General features: G+C 50.7%; 2 protein-coding genes. Both read left to right on the top strand.

Features of this window, described 5'->3' with window-relative positions:
• The first annotated feature begins 86 nt into the window (after positions 1 to 86).
• Positions 87 to 21,299: a ricin-type beta-trefoil lectin domain protein gene (locus V5T57_RS00045; protein ID WP_332889098.1), complete on the top strand. Its 21,213-nt coding sequence runs from the start codon at positions 87 to 89 to the stop codon at positions 21,297 to 21,299.
• On the top strand, positions 21,296 to 21,811 hold the full coding sequence (locus V5T57_RS00040; protein ID WP_332889097.1) for a hypothetical protein: 516 nt from the start codon (positions 21,296 to 21,298) through the stop codon (positions 21,809 to 21,811). The genes V5T57_RS00045 and V5T57_RS00040 overlap by 4 nt, the downstream gene beginning before the upstream one ends.
• Positions 21,812 to 21,933 lie beyond the last annotated feature (122 nt).

The following is a 21,933-nucleotide window of genomic DNA, read 5'->3' as shown; positions in this document are numbered from 1 at the left end:
TAGGGCGTATCTCTTTCAACGATTGATACGCCCTTTTTTTTATTTTTTTTACGTATAGCCAGTACCAAACTGAATGGGACAGAGCAATGACATCTATGAATCGCGCATTGCTGTTGGGTATGTTGTTAGCCCTGACTCTAGTGGCGCCGATACAACTCTTTGCCACTACAGAGGAGGAGTTGATGGCCACGGCCATTGCGGATTTACGCAAGACGCCAGGGTTTGAAGATGTTTCTAAGCGTCAAGATCTAACCCGACAAGGTGACCATTACACGGCCATTGTAGGCGCCAATAAGCGTGGATTGATTCTTTTTGAAAGCGAACTGGAGGAAGGTGAAGAGACGCCTCCCCATCTTATTTTAATGGCGGGAAAAGATCTGGATTTCACCAGATTGTACGGTGAGCAAGCGGGCGCCAAATTTAAACTTTTTGATCCCAAGCAGATTGAACTGCTCATTAGCACCAAGGATGTTACGCTCAAAAGCGCACTTCTTCCCGATGAAGTACTGGAACGTTTGTCCCCCTATTTACAGGATGAGAAGCTAAGCCTTAAAAAAGGGGTAAACTTTTTTTCCCGTGTGGATCTCTCCCAGAACGAAGCGTTCAAACCACTCATCAAGCCTTTGGATCTACGAAAGGTTGATGGGAGTTTGGTGGGCACTGTAGGTGCGGATATGGTGCGTTACCTGCTCGATGGTAAGGTAGCGCCAGATGTGGTGGCTCGTCGTCAGCTGGACCTGGCATTCACCATGGATGGACTGCGTCCACATAAGCTAACCCGTTATATTCACAGCGTATCAACAACCTTGACGATGAAATCCGATGAGCAGGGAAACCCTTTGCTCTCCGGTTATGCTCCTTTGAAAATCGGTATGGGGATTCGGCGTCTGGAAGTGAATGGAACCATCGAGTTAAAACCCAATCCGGGTGAAGATGAGCGCTTCTTCGAAATTACTGCTGTGGTGGATGAAAGCAATCTGAAAAAATTGCGATTTGAGGGGGATCGGGTTTCTGAGTTAACTGTGACCTACGCTCTGACTCGCGAGTTGGAACCAACCCTTACCGCCGTAGGCGCCATACAGAGCCGTGATGGTAAGGAACGGCCCATCGCAGCAGACCTGGACACGGAGGATCACAAACACACCTTTGATCTAATTCTTGGCGGGCCATCCCTCAATGCCATTACGGAGTTGGATATTCCTGGATTTGGTGAAATTCGCGTGCAGGATCAGCGCCGTGAAGGGCGGGTGACCATTGGTCGCACCCGAGCGAGGGATGTCACCGGGACAGTTTATATTGTCACCGAACACGGTAAAACCGAATATGTGGCTTTTGTGCCTGACAAGGGTCAGTTTCACAACCGTGCTTTCTTCCCCTATGTCCAGGGAACGTTGCTGGATCTGAATAAAATTGATGAGGCGATGTTCTTCTACATGTCAGAGGATATCAAAAAATTTGACATGGCCGACTTGCCCGATTCCATACAGCAATTGGTTAAGCAAGTCGCACCGGGTATTGAGCTCCACCGTATCAAGTCGGGCACGCCGCTAGGTTCCGACTATGACATACTCAACGTTCTCTATAGCTATGAGGCAAAGGGCAGCGATCCTTTAAGCAACACCTTGGCTGACTTAACCGGCGAGGCTTCGCGCATCGCTTTTTCTGGGCAAGTGGATTCACGTCTGTTTGATGAGCCTGAGGATAGTGTTGAGGAGTTTTTTAAGTACTCTCGCGACGGTCGTAAGGTTGAGCGCGCTATTATCGATTCTTTGGACCTTTGGGGTTGGATGTCCACCGGTCCCATGCAGCTATTGGCCAAAGCTGCTCCCAGAAATCAACAGATATTGATCCATTTTGACGGCACCCGGCAGAACAGCTATCGCGGCTATGCTGGACTGGTGTTGGACCTTGCCCTGCCGGGTTGGAAAAAGCCTAAGGAAGTGGAGGTGGGCGTATCCCTTAACCAACAAGGTGGGTTGAAAAACAACCTGCTGTTGACAGGTGGGGTCTATAAAAAAGGGACCCGCGTCCTAGATAAACGCGATGTTCAGTTAGAGATGGCTATTGAAGGGAGTGGAAGTAATAAAAAGGTCAAGCATCTGCGTATCTCCAGCCAGCTTCCATTTGGGGCTCTGTTACCCTTTTCCACTGACGGGCTTAAGTCACTAACGTTCAAAGATATTTTTATTTCAGATCAAGGGATTTCCACCGCTCTGCGGGTGGCGGGAATGGACTTGGATCTTTATTTTTTTAAGCATGATGAAGAGCTGTTTGTTGGGGTAAATGGTCGCAATATTCAGATGGATCGGTTAATTCCTGGCTTGGAGAATACGCCTCTCAAAGGACTTCGAGCTAAACGACAAACCTTGTTGCTGCGTCTAAATCCGACAGGGGATGTCGTTGAAGAGGCGGCAGATATTGATCTGGGTGCGCTACCACCGGCCTTGGCAAACTCGTTGCTGACGGTGTTGGAAACCGAAGATGGGCCTGGGGTGGATACGGTTAGCTTGCAGCCCGGTCTAAGCTACTGGGGCCAACTGAATGTTAAAAAAAATCCAGCCCTGTCAAAACTGTTTAACCGGGTGATGGATGAATCGCCTGGGGATGTGACTTTGGCGGGGCAGCTTCCCTCTAAGCTGTTGCTGGCGCTGCTAAAGAACAAAGGTCGATCTTCAAAGCTTAAGCTGGGTAGCCTTATTTCTGGAGTGAGACTGTATGCGCAGACGCCAGGGTTAAGCCTTCCTGGGGTGGATCAATGGTTGACCCTGGAGGGAGAGAGTCAGTTTGCCTTTGAGGGGCGGTCTGATGGGGGCTTGATGGTGGGGTTCAAGATGCCTCTGTTGGGCAAGTTGCCCTTGCTCAATACGCCATTTGCAACCAATGCGTGGGCGAAGCTGGTAAGTAAACCCAAGAGCCTGCAATTGGATATCGATCTGCCGTTAAAGATTGTCAGTCAATATGATCAGGTGGAGAAGGCAGCCAATGCCAGCGTTGTTCTGGACCTCAATGATCAAGCTAAAGATTTCCAGTTTCGTCTCGATAGCGGTATCAGTCTGCAGGATATCACCGGTTTTAGTATACCGGGAGTCGGTGATCTAGCCCTCAATAAGGTCTATCTTACCCCCAAGTTGGCCCACGGTATAATTACCCTAAATAAGGAAAGTGAACTGGCCTTTTCCTTATTAGGGGAGAAGAATCAGCGCGTTTTGGCTTTTGTAGGTAAAAATCTAAAAACCTCCAGTGTCATTCCAGGTTTGGATAAGAGCCCCCTTAAAGGGTTGGGGTTGGATGAGGTGGTCTTGCTCTACGCCGAGCCTGGAAAGGATGCGGTCTTTGGGGGGGATCTCTACGATGATGCGTTGCCAAAATCAATGCAAACCGCTTTTAATCAGGCTCTTGAGACGGGGGGGATTAACTGGAGCGGTGGGCTTTACCTCAACGCCAAGAGCAACCCTAATCAATCGCCACTGTTGAAAAAGGCGTTGGCCGGACTGGGGCAAAGCAACCCTAAGCAGCTCTATCTGTATGGTACGCTACCAGGGATTGCGCTGGATCGGCTCACGCAGGGTGGCTCTGTTAAAGCCTTGCCTAAGGAGATGCTGGAGCAGGTGCATCTACGGGGCAACCTGCCCCAATTGAAGCTACCAGGGGTGGGGGAGATGGCCCAGTGGCTTAATCCCGCCTTTGAAATTCATGGGGCGCTGGATTATCAAGGCAATCCCCAGCTGTACACCGGGTTCAGCGGTCAGCTTAAACTCACCGATCCCCTATTGTCCAAACGAAGCTTTGTCGCTGATGGTATGTTGACCCTTAATAGTGATACACAGCATGTCGGGCTGTCCCTCAACTATGTTGGGGTAGGTAAGCTTTCCGGCGTAGAGAAGCCAGTTACCATGCTGGGCACCGCTGATCTGAACCTGTCCAAGCCTCAGTTTAAATTTAGCATGTTCAGTGATCTGAATTTGAATGATCTGTTGGATCAAAATATTCCCGTTCTGGGCAAATTGGGGATTAGCCAGGTTCTGATGGAGCCAGGCCTGCTCTCTGGTGTTGTAAAACTGCGGGATGCGGAAACGCTCTTTATGGTTCGGTTGCGTAACAGCAAGCCGGAATTGATGCTGGCCTCAAGCAACATCAAACTATCTACTTTCATCCCCCAACTGGGTGAAACACCGTTGGCGGATCTGGCGTTACCGGACGCCATGTTCGTCTATAGTTTGGCCGGTGGAACCATGCCTCCAGTTAGCTTGCCCGGATTGGGTGGGGGGGGAGGTTTTCCTGTTTTGGCTCTGCCCAGTGGGAATTCCGGGAAAAGCCAACTGGCTTTGCCGGATCTAACCGGCGCCGCCCAGCTTTCCACGATCAAGTTGCCGGGTTTAAGCGGTGGTGGGGGTAGTTCCGGCTTGCCGGTTATTAAGCTGCCTCGCTTCGCATTTAAACGGGGGAACGGTAGTGGCAGTCTGGATCTTTCAGGCAAGCTAACTGGTCTATCCAATGCCATTAAACCATCCAGCGGCGGTCAGTTGGGCGGATTACCTGTTTTGGCTCTACCCAGCCTCTCTTCAGGCAAGGGGGGCAGGGTGGGGTTGGCCAGCTTGTCCCTACCAAGTATGGGTAAGCCTGGGTCTGGCAGGGGTATTTCTCTCCCCAGCTTCGGTAGTGGTGGGGGCGGGATGCCCGATCTGGGTAGTTTGATCCCATCCGGCGGCTTACCTGTGAAAAAAGGGCTAAACCTCACCGCCAACTTGAACTTGGATAAAGCAGGTGCGTTGGGTAAGAAGCTCAAGCAGTTGGGGTTGAATCTCAAGCAGATTCCATTACGCGGTACGCTGCCAGTGGATTTGCTGAAAAACTTGCGCAAAGGCAATTCAGGGTCCGGTTTAAACTTGGTTGGCGGTATTAAAATGGGTGGGGGAAGTGGGTCTGGTGGGCTTGCAGGTGAGCTTAAGGGAGAACTGCTCAAGCTAGCTAAGCAGATCGATATTAAAGGTGACCTACCTCAATTCCAGATTCCCGGTTTAAGCAATTTTCTAGGGGTGAAAACTCCATCTCTGTCTCTAAAAGCCTTAGAAGATGACAACGGGGCGACCCGTATGGCTTTGGGTATCGCCGGTCAGTTCGACCTATCGTTGCCGCTGCCCATAGCAGACCTGTCCTTGGCGGGTCATCTGAATCTCTCAGGCTCTGGCGGGGCTAAAGATTTTAATACAAGTTTCAGCGGTTCAGGCGTTTTACCTGGAAGTAAAACGGAGTTTCAGTTGGCAGGTGAGCTGGATTTCAGTGGTGCCAAACCTGATTTTAAATTTTCCTACACAGGTGATGCCACCCTCAATCAATTAACAGGTTTGAATCTACCTGTGGGGGGTGATTTGAAGCTGGGTCAAGCTTACCTTTCCAAAGCGGGTATTGCCGGTACGGTCGCAGTAGGAACCGGTGAAGGTAAGCTGTTTCTGTTTGCCCAGGATAAAGAGCTGATGCTGGGCATGTCCTCGAAAGATCTATCGCCTGAGGATCTGATTCCCTTGATTGGTTCGACGCCGTTTGGCGGGATCAAGCTAACAGATCAGACCACGCTGGTGCGGTTGAGTAGTGGAGATTCTACGGAGACGATGGCGCTGAATAAATCGGCGCTACCTGAGCTTCTCGTTGAGGTGTTGGATGAGGTCTTGGCGGACAAGCAGCAGCTGACCTTGCAACCGGGGGTCTCCTATTGGGGCGAGGTGGATGTAGCCAACAGCCCGCTGTTGGGAAAGGTGTTTGGTCTTTCTGCTCGGGGTCCACCGACCAAAGGTATGACGCTTCAAGGGCGTCTCCCCCAGGCGGTGATGCAGGCGCTGCTTAATCCTAAGAAAGGTCAAAAGCCCAAGCCGTCAGATTTAGTAAAAGGGGTTGAACTAAGCGCTTCCATTCCAGGGTTTGCTTTGCCTGGTGTGGAGAAGGTTTTGAAAATCAATGGGGAAGCCTCCTTTCACTTTGAAGGCGATGAGCAAGGGGATCTGCAGGCCAAGTTGAAATTGCCTTTGAAGGGTAAGATCCCAGTACTGGGTACGGAGATCAACTCGACAGGGTGGGGTCAGTTAAGTCTGGCCCAGGCCGACTTGGAAGCAGGGGGTGGGAAGAAGAGCTTAAAGCTGGACCTTGAATTACCGCTGGAGGTGGCTTCGGGTCAAGGGCAGGGGGCCGCGATGATCAAAGCGGATCTTCTGCTGGATGGTGAAGCCGGGCGTAAGCTGAATTTCCATCTGGATGGCAAGATATCGCTGAAGATGCTAACCAACCTGGATATTCCAGGTTTGGGCGATGTGATGCTCAAGCAACTTCATTCTGAGGAAGGGCTTGTCCATGGCGAGATGATTTTGGATGGCGATCTTCCTGAGAGTGATCCTAAATCCAGCAGCAAATTTGCCTATTTTAATCATAAAGATACAAAGTTCATCGCTTTCCTGGGTGATCATCTGACGCCCTCCATGCTGATTCCAGGTCTGGATCAGACCCCGCTGAAAGGGTTGGGTCTTTCCCGGGCTTTGCTTCTGTACGCCCCCAAGCAGGATAACGCCATCAGCCTTGAAGGTTTGGCGTTGGCGAAGAGTCTCCCTGTTAAGTTGAAGGAGGCCCTGACGTCGGTAACAACGGCGGAGAATCAAGAGGATGCCATTGTTTGGAAAGGCGGTCTCTATTTGGATGCAGCACCGGACCTGGAGAGTTCGGAGACATTAAAGAGCATTCTTAGCCATCTGGGGCATGATGACTCCACGCCGGTTTCCATTCAGGGCACACTTCCCGCCGATATACTGGAGCAGATTCGGGCTAAGCAGGGCGCAACCTCTGCAGTGGCCAACCTGGTTGAACAGGTGCATCTGCGTGGAACGCTGCCACAACTTACCCTGCCCGGTGTTGGTGCATTGGCGTCGTGGGAGAACCCGGCGTTTGAGCTTCGAGGGGGACGTAATGCCGCCAACAAGGCGGAGCTCTATGTGGGTTTCAGCGGACAGTTAAAGCTCACCGAGCCAGTCAAGAAACGTGTTTTCAAAGCTGATGGCCTGCTGACTTTGATTGGTGGCGGGGATAGCGGAGGTCTGTCGTTGAACTACATGGGGACGGGTCGCTTGGGAGATGTTGCCAAGGATGTGACCATGCTGGGTTTGGCGGATTTGAAGCTATCCAAGCCTAAGATGCGCTTTACCATGATCAGCGATCTGAACCTCAACGATGTGGTTGGGGAGTCGATTCCCGGTTTGGGTGAGCTGGGCTTAAGTCAGTTGATGCTGGAGCCAAAGATGATCTCCGGCATTGTGTCACTGCGGGGGGCTCAGAGTCTGTTTTCTGTGAAGATGCAGGGAGCAAGGCCGCAGGTAATGCTGGCGGCCAAGGATCTAAAGCTGTCTGCCTTTATTCCTGAGCTTGGGGATACGCCGTTGGCGGACCTTGCGTTGCCTGATGCGATGTTTGTCTACAGCCCCAAGGGGGGCAAGCTGCCCGCCATGTCACTACCGGGGTTAGGTGGCGACAGTGGTCGTGGCGGAGGTTTTCCGGTGCTGGCGCTTCCAGCGGTAAACCTGCCTAAGGCGCATCTACCTGACGGCGCCACCATACCTGATATCAACCTACCTAAGGTTGCAGGTAAGAGTGGTCTACCTAGTGTGCATCTACCTGAAGTACTGAATACCGGTACAGAAAGCAGTGGAGGCCTACCCAGCATTACCCTGCCCAGTTTTGGCGGTGGTGGGGATGGTGGATCTCTACCTACACTGGCGTTGCCCCATTTTGGAGGCAGTGGAGGAGGCGGCAAGATGCCCGGTCTTTCACTGCCGGATGTCAAATTTCCAAGTGGTGGCAAAGGTGGTTCTGGTCGCAAACTGGCACTACCGGCCATTGCGCTACCCTCTTTGGGTGGTTCGGGTAAGCGTAGCGGCAAAGGTCTGAGCATACCCAGCTTTGGTAGCGGTGGTGGTGGCATGCCGGATCTGGCCACGTTGATTCCCAAAGAGGGTTTGAAGCTAAAGCCTGGTTTGAATCTGACGGCTAAGCTTGACCTGGCTAAGGCGGGGGAACTGGGCAAACGGCTAAAGGATCTTGGTGTTGAACTGAAGGCGGTGCCGTTGCGCGGCTTTTTGCCCAGCAAGCTGTTCAGCAAACCCAATCGCAATGAAGGAGGGCTTGGGTCAGAGGTCAAGAATCTGATAGGCGAGTTGGTTGCGGAGATTGATCTGGTGTTGGATCTGCCGCCGGTAAATCTACCAGGGATCTCGGAACTGCTAGAGGTGGATGAACTGGTCATCGCCCTAAAAGGGCAGGCGGCTGAAGGCGACAAAGGAACCCGTTTGTCCATGGGGGCCTCCGGCGCCTTTAAATTGAAACTTCCTGTAGCCAAGCCTCTGTCCATGCAGGGTTTTGTGAATCTCACCAGCTCGGCGGCCATCAAGGATGGTGTTTTCGAGTTTGAAGGTCATGGTGATATCGAAGGAACGGAAAAGTCGTTCACGATTACAGGCAAGCTTGATAACAGCGGTGATAAAACCGATATCGCACTGGATTATAAGGGCGACGCTACCTTCAATCAGTTCACCGGTTTGAATCTACCTGTAGGTGGGGCGTTGGCCTTAAATGGTGTGACCATTTCCCGTGGAGGTATAGCGGGTAAGATTACGTTGGGCGCGGGTGAAGGTAAGCTGTTTCTGTTTGCCCAGGATAAAGAGCTGATGCTGGGTATGTCCTCAAAAGATCTATCGCCTGAGGATCTGATTCCCATGATTGGTTCGACGCCATTTGGCGGGATCAAGCTAACGGATCAGACCACTCTGGTGCGTTTGAGTAATGGAGATTCTACGGAGACGATGGCGTTGAACAAATCGGCGCTACCTGAGCTTCTCGTTGAGGTGTTGGATGAGGTCTTGGCGGACAAGCAGCAGCTGACCTTGCAACCGGGGGTCTCCTATTGGGGCGAGGTGGATGTAGCCAACAGCCCGCTGTTGGGAAAGGTGTTTGGTCTTTCTGCTCGGGGTCCACCGACCAAAGGTATGACGCTTCAAGGGCGTCTCCCCCAGGCGGTGATGCAGGCGCTGCTTAATCCTAAGAAAGGTCAAAAGCCCAAGCCGTCAGATTTAGTAAAAGGGGTTGAACTAAGCGCTTCCATTCCAGGGTTTGCTTTGCCTGGTGTGGAGAAGGTTTTGAAAATCAATGGGGAAGCCTCCTTTCACTTTGAAGGCGATGAGCAAGGGGATCTGCAGGCCAAGTTGAAATTGCCTTTGAAGGGTAAGATCCCAGTACTGGGTACGGAGATCAACTCGACAGGGTGGGGTCAGTTAAGTCTGGCCCAGGCCGACTTGGAAGCAGGGGGTGGGAAGAAGAGCTTAAAGCTGGACCTTGAATTACCGCTGGAGGTGGCTTCGGGTCAAGGGCAGGGGGCCGCGATGATCAAAGCGGATCTTCTGCTGGATGGTGAAGCCGGGCGTAAGCTGAATTTCCATCTGGATGGCAATATATCGCTGAAGATGCTAACCAACCTGGATATTCCGGGTTTGGGCGATGTGATGCTCAAGCAACTTCATTCTGAGGAAGGGCTTGTCCATGGCGAGATGATTTTGGATGGCGATCTTCCTGAGAGTGATCCTAAATCCAGCAGCAAATTTGCCTATTTTAATCATAAAGATACAAAGTTCATCGCTTTTTTGGGTGATCATCTGACGCCCTCCATGCTGATTCCAGGTCTGGATCAGACCCCGCTGAAAGGGTTGGGTCTTTCCCGGGCTTTGCTTCTGTACGCCCCCAAGCAGGATAGCGCCATCAGCCTCGAAGGTTTGGCGTTGGCGGAGAGCCTCCCTGTTAAGTTGAAGGAGGCCCTGACGTCGGTAACGACGGCGGTGGATCAAGAGGATGCCATTGTTTGGAAAGGCGGTCTCTATTTGGATGCTGCCCCGGATCTGGAAAGCTCGGCGACGTTGAAGAGTATTCTCGGCAAGCTGGGGCATGATGCTACCAAGCCGGTTTCTATTCAGGGCACACTTCCCGCCGATATACTGGAGCAGATTCGGGCTAAGCAGGGCGCAACCTCTGCAGTGGCCAACCTGGTTGAACAGGTGCATCTGCGTGGAACGCTGCCACAACTTACCCTGCCCGGTGTTGGTGCATTGGCGTCGTGGGAGAACCCGGCGTTTGAGCTGCGTGGGGGACGTAATGCCGCCAACAAGGCGGAGCTCTATGTGGGTTTCAGCGGACAGTTAAAGCTCACCGAGCCAGTCAAGAAACGCGTTTTCAAAGCTGATGGTCTGTTGACTCTGATTGGTGGTGGGGATGGCTTATCGCTGAACTACATGGGGACGGGTCGCTTGGGGGACATCGACAAGGATGTGACCATGCTGGGTTTGGCGGATTTGAAGCTATCCAAGCCTAAGATGCGCTTTACCATGATCAGCGATCTGAACCTCAACGATGTGGTTGGGGAGTCGATTCCCGGTTTGGGTGAGCTGGGCTTAAGTCAGTTGATGCTGGAGCCAAAGATGATCTCTGGCATTGTGTCACTGCGGGGGGCTCAGAGCCTATTTTCAGTGAAGATGCAGGGGGCGAAGCCTCAGGTAATGCTGGCGGTTAAGGATCTAAAGCTGTCTGCATTTGTGCCGGAGCTTGAGGATACGCCGTTTGCGGGCCTTGCGTTGCCTGATGCAATGTTTGTCTACAGCCCCACTGGGGGCAAGATCCCCGCCTTAAGCCTTCCGAGTCTGGGACGTGATGGTGGCGGCGGTTTCCCGGTATTGGCCTTGCCAGCGGTGAACCTTGCCAAGGCAGATCTGCCGAGTACCGCTTCATTGCCTGAGATAGGCCTGCCCCAAGGGGTTGATGGCTTGCCTGGGGTACATCTGCCAGATGTCGATGCATTGCCGGGATTGAATGCCAGTGCGGGGGATGGTCTACCCACGCTTAGCCTTCCACGTTTTGGCGGGGGGGATAGCGAAGGGAAATCCCTACCCACACTGGCGCTGCCACATTTTGGCGGCAGTGGTGGGGGCGGCAAGATGCCCGGCCTTTCACTGCCGAATGTTAAACTTCCAAAAGGTGGTTCTGGTCGCAAACTGGCGTTACCTGCCATCGCGTTGCCGAGTTTAGGGGCGGCGGGTAAAAATGGTGGTAAAGGGATGAGTCTGCCCAGTTTTGGCAGCGGTGGTGGGGGCATGCCGGATCTGGCGACGTTGATTCCCAAAGAAGGGCTAGATCTCAAGCCAGGGTTAAACCTGACGGCCAAGTTGGATCTGGCTAAGGCGGGAGAACTGGGCAAACGTCTCGAGAGCCTGGGTGTTAAGCTCAAATCGGTTCCACTACGAGGGTTTTTGCCGAGTAAGCTGTTCAGTAAACCCAATCACAATGAAGGGGGGCTTTCCAAGGAGATTAAGAATTTGGTAGGAGAGCTGGTGGCCGAGATCTATTTGGAACTCGATCTGCCCGTAGTGAATTTGCCAGGGGTCTCTGAACTGTTGGAGGTGGATGAACTGAGTATTGCTCTTAAGGGCGAGGCGGGTGACGAGGAGAGTAAAACCCGTTTGTCTATGGGGGCTTCCGGTACCTTTAAACTGACGTTACCTGTTTTGAGCAATCCACTAACCATGCAGGGCTTTGTCAATCTATCGAGCTCAGCGGCGATCAAGGACAGCACATTTGAGTTTGAAGGGCATGGTCATTTAGAAAAATCAGGCAAGTCCTTCACAGTCTCCGGTAAGTTTGATAATGGCGAAAAAAAGACCTTTGTGGACCTGACATATAGCGGGAATGTCAGCCTGAGTGAATTCCTAGGGGTCTCCGTTCCTGGAATTGGAGAGGTGACCTTAACTCAGGCGGAGTTGTCAAATACAGCCGTAATCAGTCAGGTGAAACTTGGCGATGCGGCACCAGGGGATAATAAAGCCCAGCGTAGTGGTGAGAGTCTCAATACCCTCTATATCCTTCCTCAAGCTGGTAGTAAAGTTCCGCTAGTGGCATTAGTTCAGGAGAACTTTGATATAACAGATCTTATTCCCGGTCTGTCTGGTTCCCTTTTGGATCAAGCTAAATTAGAGCAAGGGGCTTTGATGGTGGTTCCCAATGGTGGCAAAGAAGGGGACTTAACACTTCAAAGCCTGCCTCAGGCGCTTCAAACTGCGCTCACCAATGAACAGGCGCCTATGCAGAGCTGGAAACTTCAGTCTGGGGTCAATCTAGCTCTCGTGGCCTCCTTGAAAGAGGGGGGCGCCCTGGCGAACGCCATGGGAAGCCTGGGCACATCACAACAACAATTCCGATTTTCCGGCCAGATTCCCGCTTCCATGGCCACGAAACTGGTGTCAGGTAAGGGAAGTCCTTCCATTGATGGGTTGAATCTGGAGGTCGATCTTCCAGGAATTGCGTTGCCGGGGATCAAAGAGGTGATCTCTCTGGAGGGTAGCAAGCTGCGGTTTGCAGCAGATAAGGGCGTAAAAGAGGATGCGAAGCTGGCGCTACGACTTTCCGCACAGGGTAAACTGAAACTCAAACTGTTGGGCACGGCGCTGACACTTGATGGTCGGGTGAGTCTAGATAAACAGTCCGACGGGGAAGTGGTGGCGTCGCTTTATGGCGCCAGCGAAACGGATCAGGATAAGCCGTTTGGCATTGATATTCTGAAACTGGATAGCTTCGCCGTTGAGGGGACGATCCACCATAAGGCCAAAGAGCTTGAATTGAGCAGTACATCCATGGTGCGGGTCATGGGTGCAGAAGAACCCGTTAAGGCTAGTGGGGAAATTAAGATCAATGCGCGTGGCGTGGAAGACATCAATTTGGTCATTGAGAGCAAGTTGAAGGCTGGAGATATACCTGTATTCAGCAAAATTCCTGCGATTGGCGATTTGAATCTGGCAAAACTTGGTATCTCCAAAGATGGATTAATTGCAGTGGTGCATTGGCCGGCTCTTGGTATTCAAAACGCAACGTTAAGTGCTCATAAAGTGGGGGATAACCAGATCGGTTTGATTCAGGTTCCGACTCTGGATCTCTCTGGCTTGCTTACGAAAGCTGGTGTTGTTGCGGATCAGTTGCAAGGGTTTGCTTTGCCTGATGCCCATTTAGTGATGACAAAGTCCAAAACCAACACCAATGAATTGAAAGACAATCTGCCAGCAGGCATGTCTAAATTGGAAACTGTGTTGACCAAGCTTCCAGATTACGAGGTGGGAAGTGGTACCTCCCTGTTTGTCTCCTTAAGTCAGGATAATATTCCAAAACCGTTAAGAGACCTATTAAATGAGCAGCTGCACCTGTCTAAGTATTTGAGTGGAGATCTGATCCTTTCCGGGCATATCGGCAACCTGATCAAAAAAGAAGGAAGCTTTGAACTGGCGGCATCACTGTCCGAATTCAAATTCCCAGATGATTTAGCCATTCCCGGCGCTTTAGACCTGGATTCAACCCAGGCATCTTTCGCCGTTGGGTCGGACTTGACCAAAAAAACCGCTTTTGTGGGTCTAAAAAGCAAATTAGATTTGTCTATAGCCGATGTGAATATGGGCTTTAATGCCGGTTTCATGGCCGAAAAGGTTGAGAATGGCTACAAGCTTAAACTGGAAGGAGATGTTGAGACCGATGCTTGGAAAAAACTCGTTAAGCTTCCAGGTGTTGAGCTAACCAAGGTCAAGTTGCAAGGCGAGGTCTTGGCGGCTAAGAAAGATCAGGGTGAGGGGAAAAAAACGAAGACCGAGCTGTCCCTTAAAGCCGGTCTCGCTACTACCACGGAGATTGCAGGGAGCGCCTATGAGGCCAATTGGAACATCCTTGTGCGTAATAACGCCTTCTATGATCTGGAAATGGAGCTGACAGACGATATAACCCTAAGCAAACTGCCGCTGATCAAAGAGATTCCCAACATCGATCTAGCCAACAGCTTTGCCGTTAGCAATTTCAAAATCTCTTTACGGGGCATCTCCGCCAATCTGAACTGGAAGGATCTAGGGTTGTCGGGAGAATCGGTCTTTTTCCAAACCGACGGTGTTGCCGTGGGTCTATTCGCCGTCCCAGATATGCAGTTGACCAAACTTGTCAATTTGGTGCCCAAGGATAAGCTTGGCCCCTTGGACAAGCTGGGAGGGGTTCTTGATAACATGGCAGCTTTAAAACTGCCCCAGACGGTGGTGAGCTTTACCTCAAAATCGGTTCCTCAACTGAATCTATCCGAGCTGCCTGAAGAAGCTCAACGTTTGCTTAAAAAAGTTCATGGCAAAGATAAAGCGGAGATCAACTTTCCCAATGGAATCGCTATCAGCGCCAAGCTAAGCAAGGATGATCTGCCTAAAACGCCCATCAATTTTCATGAAATGATCAATGAGCAGCTTGGTCTGTTTGACAAAATCATTAAGGCGGATTCGGTGGTGATTAGCGGGGGGCTGGGAGATTTGGCCACCAACCCCACTATCTATCTGGCCGCAGCAGTTCCTAACGTTGGCATGGGCAGTTTTCTGACTGATAAAGGTGAACTTGGAAAAATCCTTGGCTTTAATAGTGTTGGGACCGATTTCTTCATCGAACTGGACCTGTTTAATATCGCGGCGCGTTTGGGGCTATCCGGGGATGTAACCCTTGCGCTGCCCAATATGTCCAAACTGGATGAGGTAACTGATCCCAATAATTGGGATAAGCTTACCTTCGGTGGCCGACTGATGGCCAGTGTGGATGCGGTCTCTTGGGCAGGTGGATTTAAACTAAGCGGAACCTATAAAGGTCGTTGGAATAACCCCTTTGGTCTGGTTAACGGATTGTATATGGACCATGCGGCTTTGCTGGTGGGGGTTGATACCGAAGGCTCGGTTGAGTTCGGTATTAAAGGCGGTGGTGGCATTGAATTGACCGAAAACGATAAAAGCGGTGCTACACGCAGATTTGATATAAAAAATCTGGAGTTTATGACTGCTATCAATTTCTCATCTACCCTGCCTATCCCTAAAAAATTGGGTGTGGATTTGCATTTTGGTGATAAGACCGATCTGAGTCTTTTTTCCCAAATGGAGATTCAACAAGGCTTTTTAAAAGGAGTGGGCACCAACGCCTTTGCCTCAGGGCTTAAAAAGCTCAATGAAAAAGGGGTTGTGCCGCAAGTTGTGATAGACGCTCACGCCTTCTGGCTTAAACAGACCCTTAAGAACAGTAATATCCGTGAACTTTTCAAGTTGGATGAACTGCCGCTGCCGCTGCTTAAAATCCGAGGCGCCCAGATCATGTTGCGGACACCGGGTGCGGTGATTCCGGGGTCCGAGCCCGGTCAGGGTATCGGCGGTATCGCCAAGGGTAAACTCTTAATGGACTTTATGGGGCAACGGGATACCGAGCTCGCAGAACTCGATGCCCGTCTTACCTTGTCAGATGGTCTGATACTCAAGGGGGAAATCAAGCCCTATAAACTTGGACCCATGCAGTTAAAAGACGGCATCATTGATATTCAAGCCAATATCAAATCCATCCCCCACTTTAAAATCAAGGCTCGCTCTGGATTTCAAGGCATCAACGATGAAAAGTTCGAGATTATCCTAAGCAAGGACCAAGCGACCTTTGAGATGGGTAAAAAGCTTGAGAATGTGTACGACCTACATATCAAAGCTGGCACCAAGAAAGGTGTGGCGCTGACGAGCTCTAATAACGATTTCGTGCTGGATGTGGGCTTTAAAACGGAGCTGGATAAGTCGGTAGAGTCGGTGGTCACGGCTGTAGGGGTTCCCCAGCCCGTGGTAGATCTTGTCAAGGGGGTGAATCCCTTGCTGATTACCGGTGTTCGATTCCAAGGGGCGGCCAAAGAGTTCTTTTCTGGCAACAAAGGTATCTCACTCGCCTTCCAGCATACCATTCATGGTCATGAAATGCCGGACGCTGTTGCGGTGACCGAGCTGGACTGGAGTAGCGCCAAGGGGTTTGTTGATGCATTGGCCGAACCGACGGTTATCAAAGCGTTTGGTAAGAGTTACAAAAACTTTTTGCGCAGCCCAGGACTGACCCTTGATCTGGACAAACTTAAAGGCGGCTTCGCTTTGGGGCACTTGCCTTTCCACGGGTCTGGGGCATTAAACCTCGCCGATATTAACGGCCAAGAAGCCTTCATACTGAAGACCAATACAGAACTGTTTAATCTGAAGAAATCAGTCCTTCTGACCATCTTCCCCGATCACTTTGCGTTTAAGACCGAGGACAAACTAGGCGGGCTGTTCGATTCTAATCTGACTGTCTGGTCAGAAGGGGGCTCACTGGCACAGCCCAAGAAGATTGAATATTTGGCCTATATGGAAGGCGAAGGTTTGACCGACTGGCTGCAAAAACGCATCGGCTTTGGTATCGATGCAGGTAAAGAGACCGTTGACCAACAGGTTGCAAATGCAAGGCGGGTATTGGCCGTGGCGGAGGATGAGGTTAGGAATCTGGAAGCCAAACTCGATGCTGCTCGTAAGCGCGTAAAGAAGATGTTGATGAAGGGTGGCGCGATTATTAGGAAATCCCAATCAGTGGTTGATCGACTTCAGTCAGAAGTAAACCATTATTCATCGACCAGAGATGACCTGAGACGCAAACGGTTGAAGGCAGAGAAGAGTCCCTGGCCATGGGTTAAAATACAGTCCCCTTTTCTGTGGATTGCAGAGAAGGGTGTGGAACTCGCTCTTGAAGTGATGAAGGTTGCATTGGGAGAGGCCTTAAAAGTACTGAAGGCGGCCCAGGCGGCCATTGAGAACTATCCTGTGGATCTATCCCCTCAAGTTAGTGTTTATCTTGTTCCCTATGCGGTGGCGAAAGCCAATGTAGAGATGGCTAAGGTCTCACTGGATACCGTGCAGAAACTCAATAAAGCAACATCAGACCTGGTTAATGCGCTGGTTGAGGGCACCATTGGAAAGGCCAACTTCAATGTAAAACGGGCTGCTCTCAAAGGGACATTGGCGGCCAATATCACCGATACCCAAGGACAACTCCATATTGAGGGAGATTTTTGGGATCACAATGATATTGAGTTTAATTTAGGCTTCAATATTGGTGATCCCAGCAAAACCGATGTGTCGGGGATTAGCAAACTGTTCATGGGTATATTCCGCAACCAGGAGGTGGGGTACCAGCAGAGCAAAGCGCCTCATTTGCCTGCATATATCGCTTCCCAGGTGATCAGTGAAGAGGATCTAAAAGCTCAAGGTGAGGAGGCGCGTCAACTCCGGGAAGCCTATCGCAAAGAGTTGGCAGAGAAAGAGAAACAGTGGGCCAATGATCTTAAGATGGGCATGCCCAATGGCGGCATGAACTTGCTGGTAAAACTGAAAGGTACGGACAACTGCTTGACCCTTACCAGCAAGAAGCATCCGAAAATCAAGCGAAAAGGCAGCTTTAAGGTTGTTGATGCGCTTCCATGTATTGGGGATTCCAGCCAGCATACCTTCTTTGGAACCACACGCGTCAGAATCGGGCGGGGCAATATCTGTTTTGGTCATGTGGATGGATATGTCACCGGATATGTGTGTGACGGTCGTCGGGCAAGACGCTATCGGTTCGCAGAGGGGGCCATGGAACAGATGGAGGGCAAAGGGTGCATGGTTTGGGAAGACAGCCTTTTGAAATTCATCGATTGCGGCCATGCTAACGCCCATGGTTTCTCGATACATCATGAAACCAACCTTGTCCTGAAGAAGACGGTCAAGATGAGTTCAACCGAAAAGGGGTCGGTAGCTGCTTTATCCAATGGTAGCGCCAATGACCAGGTAACATCGGCACGCCAATTAGCCCCATGGGTTATGGTTGACCTGGGAGATTACTACGATATCGATCGAGTAGATCTTTTTGGTCGTGCAGTCTCCAAAAAGGTGAAGGTTATTCTATCTGAGCAGCCCTTTGCCCAGACCCATGTTAAAAAGACCACCATCCATGTCCCCCTTTCTGGTTTGGCATCTGAGTCTGGAATCCATCGCCTGACCGAAAGTCTCGACATGGGAGGTCGGGGAAGATCGTTCAAAATCGAGAAAACGGAGTCCAGTGCGCCTAAACGCGCGCGCTATGTGATGGCTGTGATGGAGGGCAAGGGCGTTTTGTCTCTGGGTGAGCTGGCCGTGTTTGGGCGTAAATCTTTGTCTCGCTCTAGAATTAGGAAAGCCACCCCATTCACTAACGTGGCTCGAAATAAAAAAGCCAGCCTATCCCATGGTCAAAGGGGATCGCAGGCGGTGGATGGGGTCCGAATGACCGCGTTTGATGCACAGACTAAATCATGGGGAACGCACCTTTCTGCCGCACAGACGATGTGGTGGCAGGTGGATCTTGGTGACTACTATGCGGTGGATAAAATCGCCATCACCAATCACGACGGATATAACTTATCCGGCGCAGAGTTGTTGATGTCCAGCGTACCCTTTAAAAAGGAAGGGATGCAGCAACTGGATCCGGTCATGGAGCATATCAAAAGCTACGCGATTAACAGTGGTAATCAGATTATTGAGCAGGATTTAGATGGCTCTGTGGTGCGATATGTACGCATTCAACAGCCCACCCATAAAGATATCGCTTTGGCAGAGATCGAGGTGCTTAGTCGAAACCCCAAACAAAAGGCCAAGCCAAAGTTGACCTATTACACCAATGTGGCGGCCAATAAACCGTCCCGGGTTATTAGTGCACACACACACAAACGTGGTGCTGAAAATGGTAACGATGGCGTAATAAGCCAAATGGGTGATGGTATCGTTTTCACCAAGAAAGAGAACTATCCGTGGTGGGAAGTGGATTTGGGTGGAGTCTACCCCATTGATAAAGTGGTTCTTTACAATTTCAATGAAACGGAGCGTAGTCAAAATCGCTTGTTAGGCGCGCAGATTCTTATTTCCCAAGTGCCGTTCTGGGAAAAGGATTATCTGGCATTGAGTGGAAATTCCAAGCTGATCGATAAATCGATCGAGTTGAGTAAATCCAAAGCGGAAGATTACTACGCCTATAAATTCTCCGAACCAAAACTTGGGCGTTATGTCCGCCTTCAATCACCCAAGAAGAACATACACTTTAATCTTTCTGAATTGATGGTGCTGGTTAAGGTGGATAAGCCGGGTGGAATCGTCAAAGCGTTGGATGAAGGCAGTGTTTTGCTGTCTCGTCATAAAAAAGCAATCTTCAGCGATGGGTCCAGTGGCGCAGGCGCCGTTGATGGTTCTTTGAATAAGGGTGGCGTCAACCGTACAGGTTCAGACTATCCCTGGTTGGATATCGATTTAGGCAGTCATTACGCTATCAGCGGCGTTCGGCTTTCATTGACCAATCAGCCTGGTAAGGCGGGTAACAGTAAAGGGTTACAGGTTTACGCCTCCAACTATCCTTTCACTACCTTTGATAATTATAGTGCAAAGAACCTCTTCGGCCTGCCCGGAAATTTACGCGCGGTCACCCTTCCGGAAAAGGATGGTTCTATATCGGTGGTGGAGTCCAAGTTTGGCGACAAGCCCTATGCCCGTTACATCCGTATTCAACAGATTAAAGAGGGTGTGTCGCACATTAATCTGCAAGAGTTTGAAGTGTATGGCGAGGATAAACCCAAAAGTGAAACGACCGTTAAGCAGTTCGAAAAATCACCTTACAAACCGATAGCCAGCTATGAAGAAGCCCACCTCAAGCCAGTTAAGTTCAACTTCTGCGTCATCGAAGGTTCTAGCGGGGCCAAACTGGGGTTCTGTGATCATGCTGTTGCCATCTATAACGATGGCACCATTCGCAGAAGCGATGATCCAAATAAATGCCTAGGCGTAGCCGATAAAACGCCTAAATTTGAGACCTGCACACCGTTTTCGCGGGATCAGAGATTCAGCCTTGATTGGGTCAAGGGGGCTGGTCGTTTGTTGGAAACCGGTATGGAAAAGGAGGACCGGTTCCACTTGGTGCATGACAAATCCAAACTGTGTCTCAGCCTGCCCAGCGCTGATCCAGCCTATGATGAGACGCTAACGTTGGATACGTGCGTCGACCAAGTCTCAACCAAACAGGATTTCCGTTTCAATCACCAAAAGGTGCCGTATCTCGACAGATATTACACCAAGGGAGATGTCCAGATCTGGAATAACCTGTCACCGAGTACACGGTTGGATGTGACCGGCGCAGATGATGCCATTCTAAACGGATCCAATGGGGCCAGCACCCGAGGCTGGCAGATCCGCGTCTATCACAGTGACGGCAGTAAAGATGGGAACCGCCAGTTCCGCCTCTATAATCTGAATAAAAGAAAGTGCTTTGAGCCAGTAAGCGATGTTCATGGTGCTCGGATGGCAGTCTACTCCTGCAGACCGACCAGCGACGAGCAGGTCTACTACATCGATAAGCAAAAGCGAATGCGCCACAGTGCGACGGGCCATTGTGTAGGTTTAAGTACCCGCGGCGGACTCGTGGAGCTTCGGAACTGCGTGGACAATGCGACGCGACAGAAATGGAGTTGGGGGCTGCGCTACACTGTAATTACCGTTGCCCGTAAGTTGCCCAAAGGGGATGTGCAGTTCTGGACCAAGGCGCGTCCTGATACCCGTTTGGATGTGAACGGGAGTCATGAAACCGTGCTTCACGGTAAAGATGGTCAAAGCTCCCGTCGCTGGCAAGTTTTGCCAGTCAAAGAAGATATGATAGGCGACAGCATTACATTTTTCCGCCTGATCAATAGGTACTATGAGCTCTGTCTGGAGCCCTCCAGTTGGTCGAGAGGGTCGTGGGTGAAGCTGAGTACATGTAATGAAAGTACTAAAAGTCAAAAATTCTCGTGGGACAAGCTCGATCGCATACGTCATGAACAATCGGGCTATTGCCTGGACTATAACAGCAGCAACAACCGAATTCAGTTGGGGGAGTGCCACAAAACGAAAGCTCAACAGAAGTGGGATTGGAAGCTGTTGGATACGATTCCTGTACTGACCAAAATCCCCAGCGAAAATGTTCAAATATGGAATCAGGCTTTGGACTATGAGCGACTGGATGTGAATGGCAGACATGAGTGCACGATTGCAGGTCGGGATGGGGAGAGTAGTCGCAGTTGGAAGGTGATTCCCTATGAAGAAGGAAAAAGTGCTGGAAAAATGAAGTATTTCCGCCTAAAGAACAACTATTACAATCTGTGCTTGGAGCCCAATAGTAAAGGCAGAGGTGGTAATCTCGGTCTACATTCTTGTAGTGCGACCAATAGAAATTTGAGGTTCTATTGGGATAAGCACAAACGGTTGCGCCATGACAAAACAGGTTACTGTCTCAACTACAATACAACCCCTAATCGAATCCAATTGGCGGAGTGTGAAACGACAACGCCTAACCATAAGTGGGGGTGGAAATGAACGCCGGCGCGATTGGTTGGGTGGTGATATGGATTTCTCTGTGGGTCGCCCTGCCTGTACTAGCTGAATCGGAGGCGCCGGTTGTAGATAGCGCCAAGGCTGAAGCTGTGGAAGAGGCTGAGTCCGAAAAGGAGAAGAGTATCGGTGAGATTCTTGATGCGTTGCCGGGCAGTTTCTTTGCCCGATCGCTGTTTGATGACGCATCGCCGCCTCCCCCTAAACCGGAGCGTCAAAACCAAGAAGAGGATGAAGTAACCGATCAAGAGGTTCAGGCCTGTTTGTCGATAATTGATAAACTGATGGCCGATGATGATGTGCAACGCGATCTAACCTCCGAGGAGATTGAACAGGAGACCTTAGACGCTAGAAAAAAATGTTTGGATAGAAAGCCCACCCAAGCAATTCATGAGGCTTTGGGGGAAGAGAGCGACTCTCTAGACGAGCATACTGAAAACCAAACCAACCGGGATCGCTATGCGGATCGTCCCAAATGGTTGGGGGAGTACAATTAATGGCATTCCCAGGCTTTGTATCTAGTGGCAGATTTGGCTCACGCTGGTTTGGCATGAACAATGGGCAGTCCACGTGAAAAGAAGACGCTCAAGACTAAGTCTCGCGTTGGTGGACGTCTTCC

It is taken from the genome of Magnetococcus sp. PR-3 (assembly GCF_036689865.1).
GTDB lineage: Bacteria > Pseudomonadota > Magnetococcia > Magnetococcales > Magnetococcaceae > Magnetococcus.
Note: the sequence above shows the minus strand (reverse complement) of the source record. Positions and strands in the feature narration are given on the sequence as shown.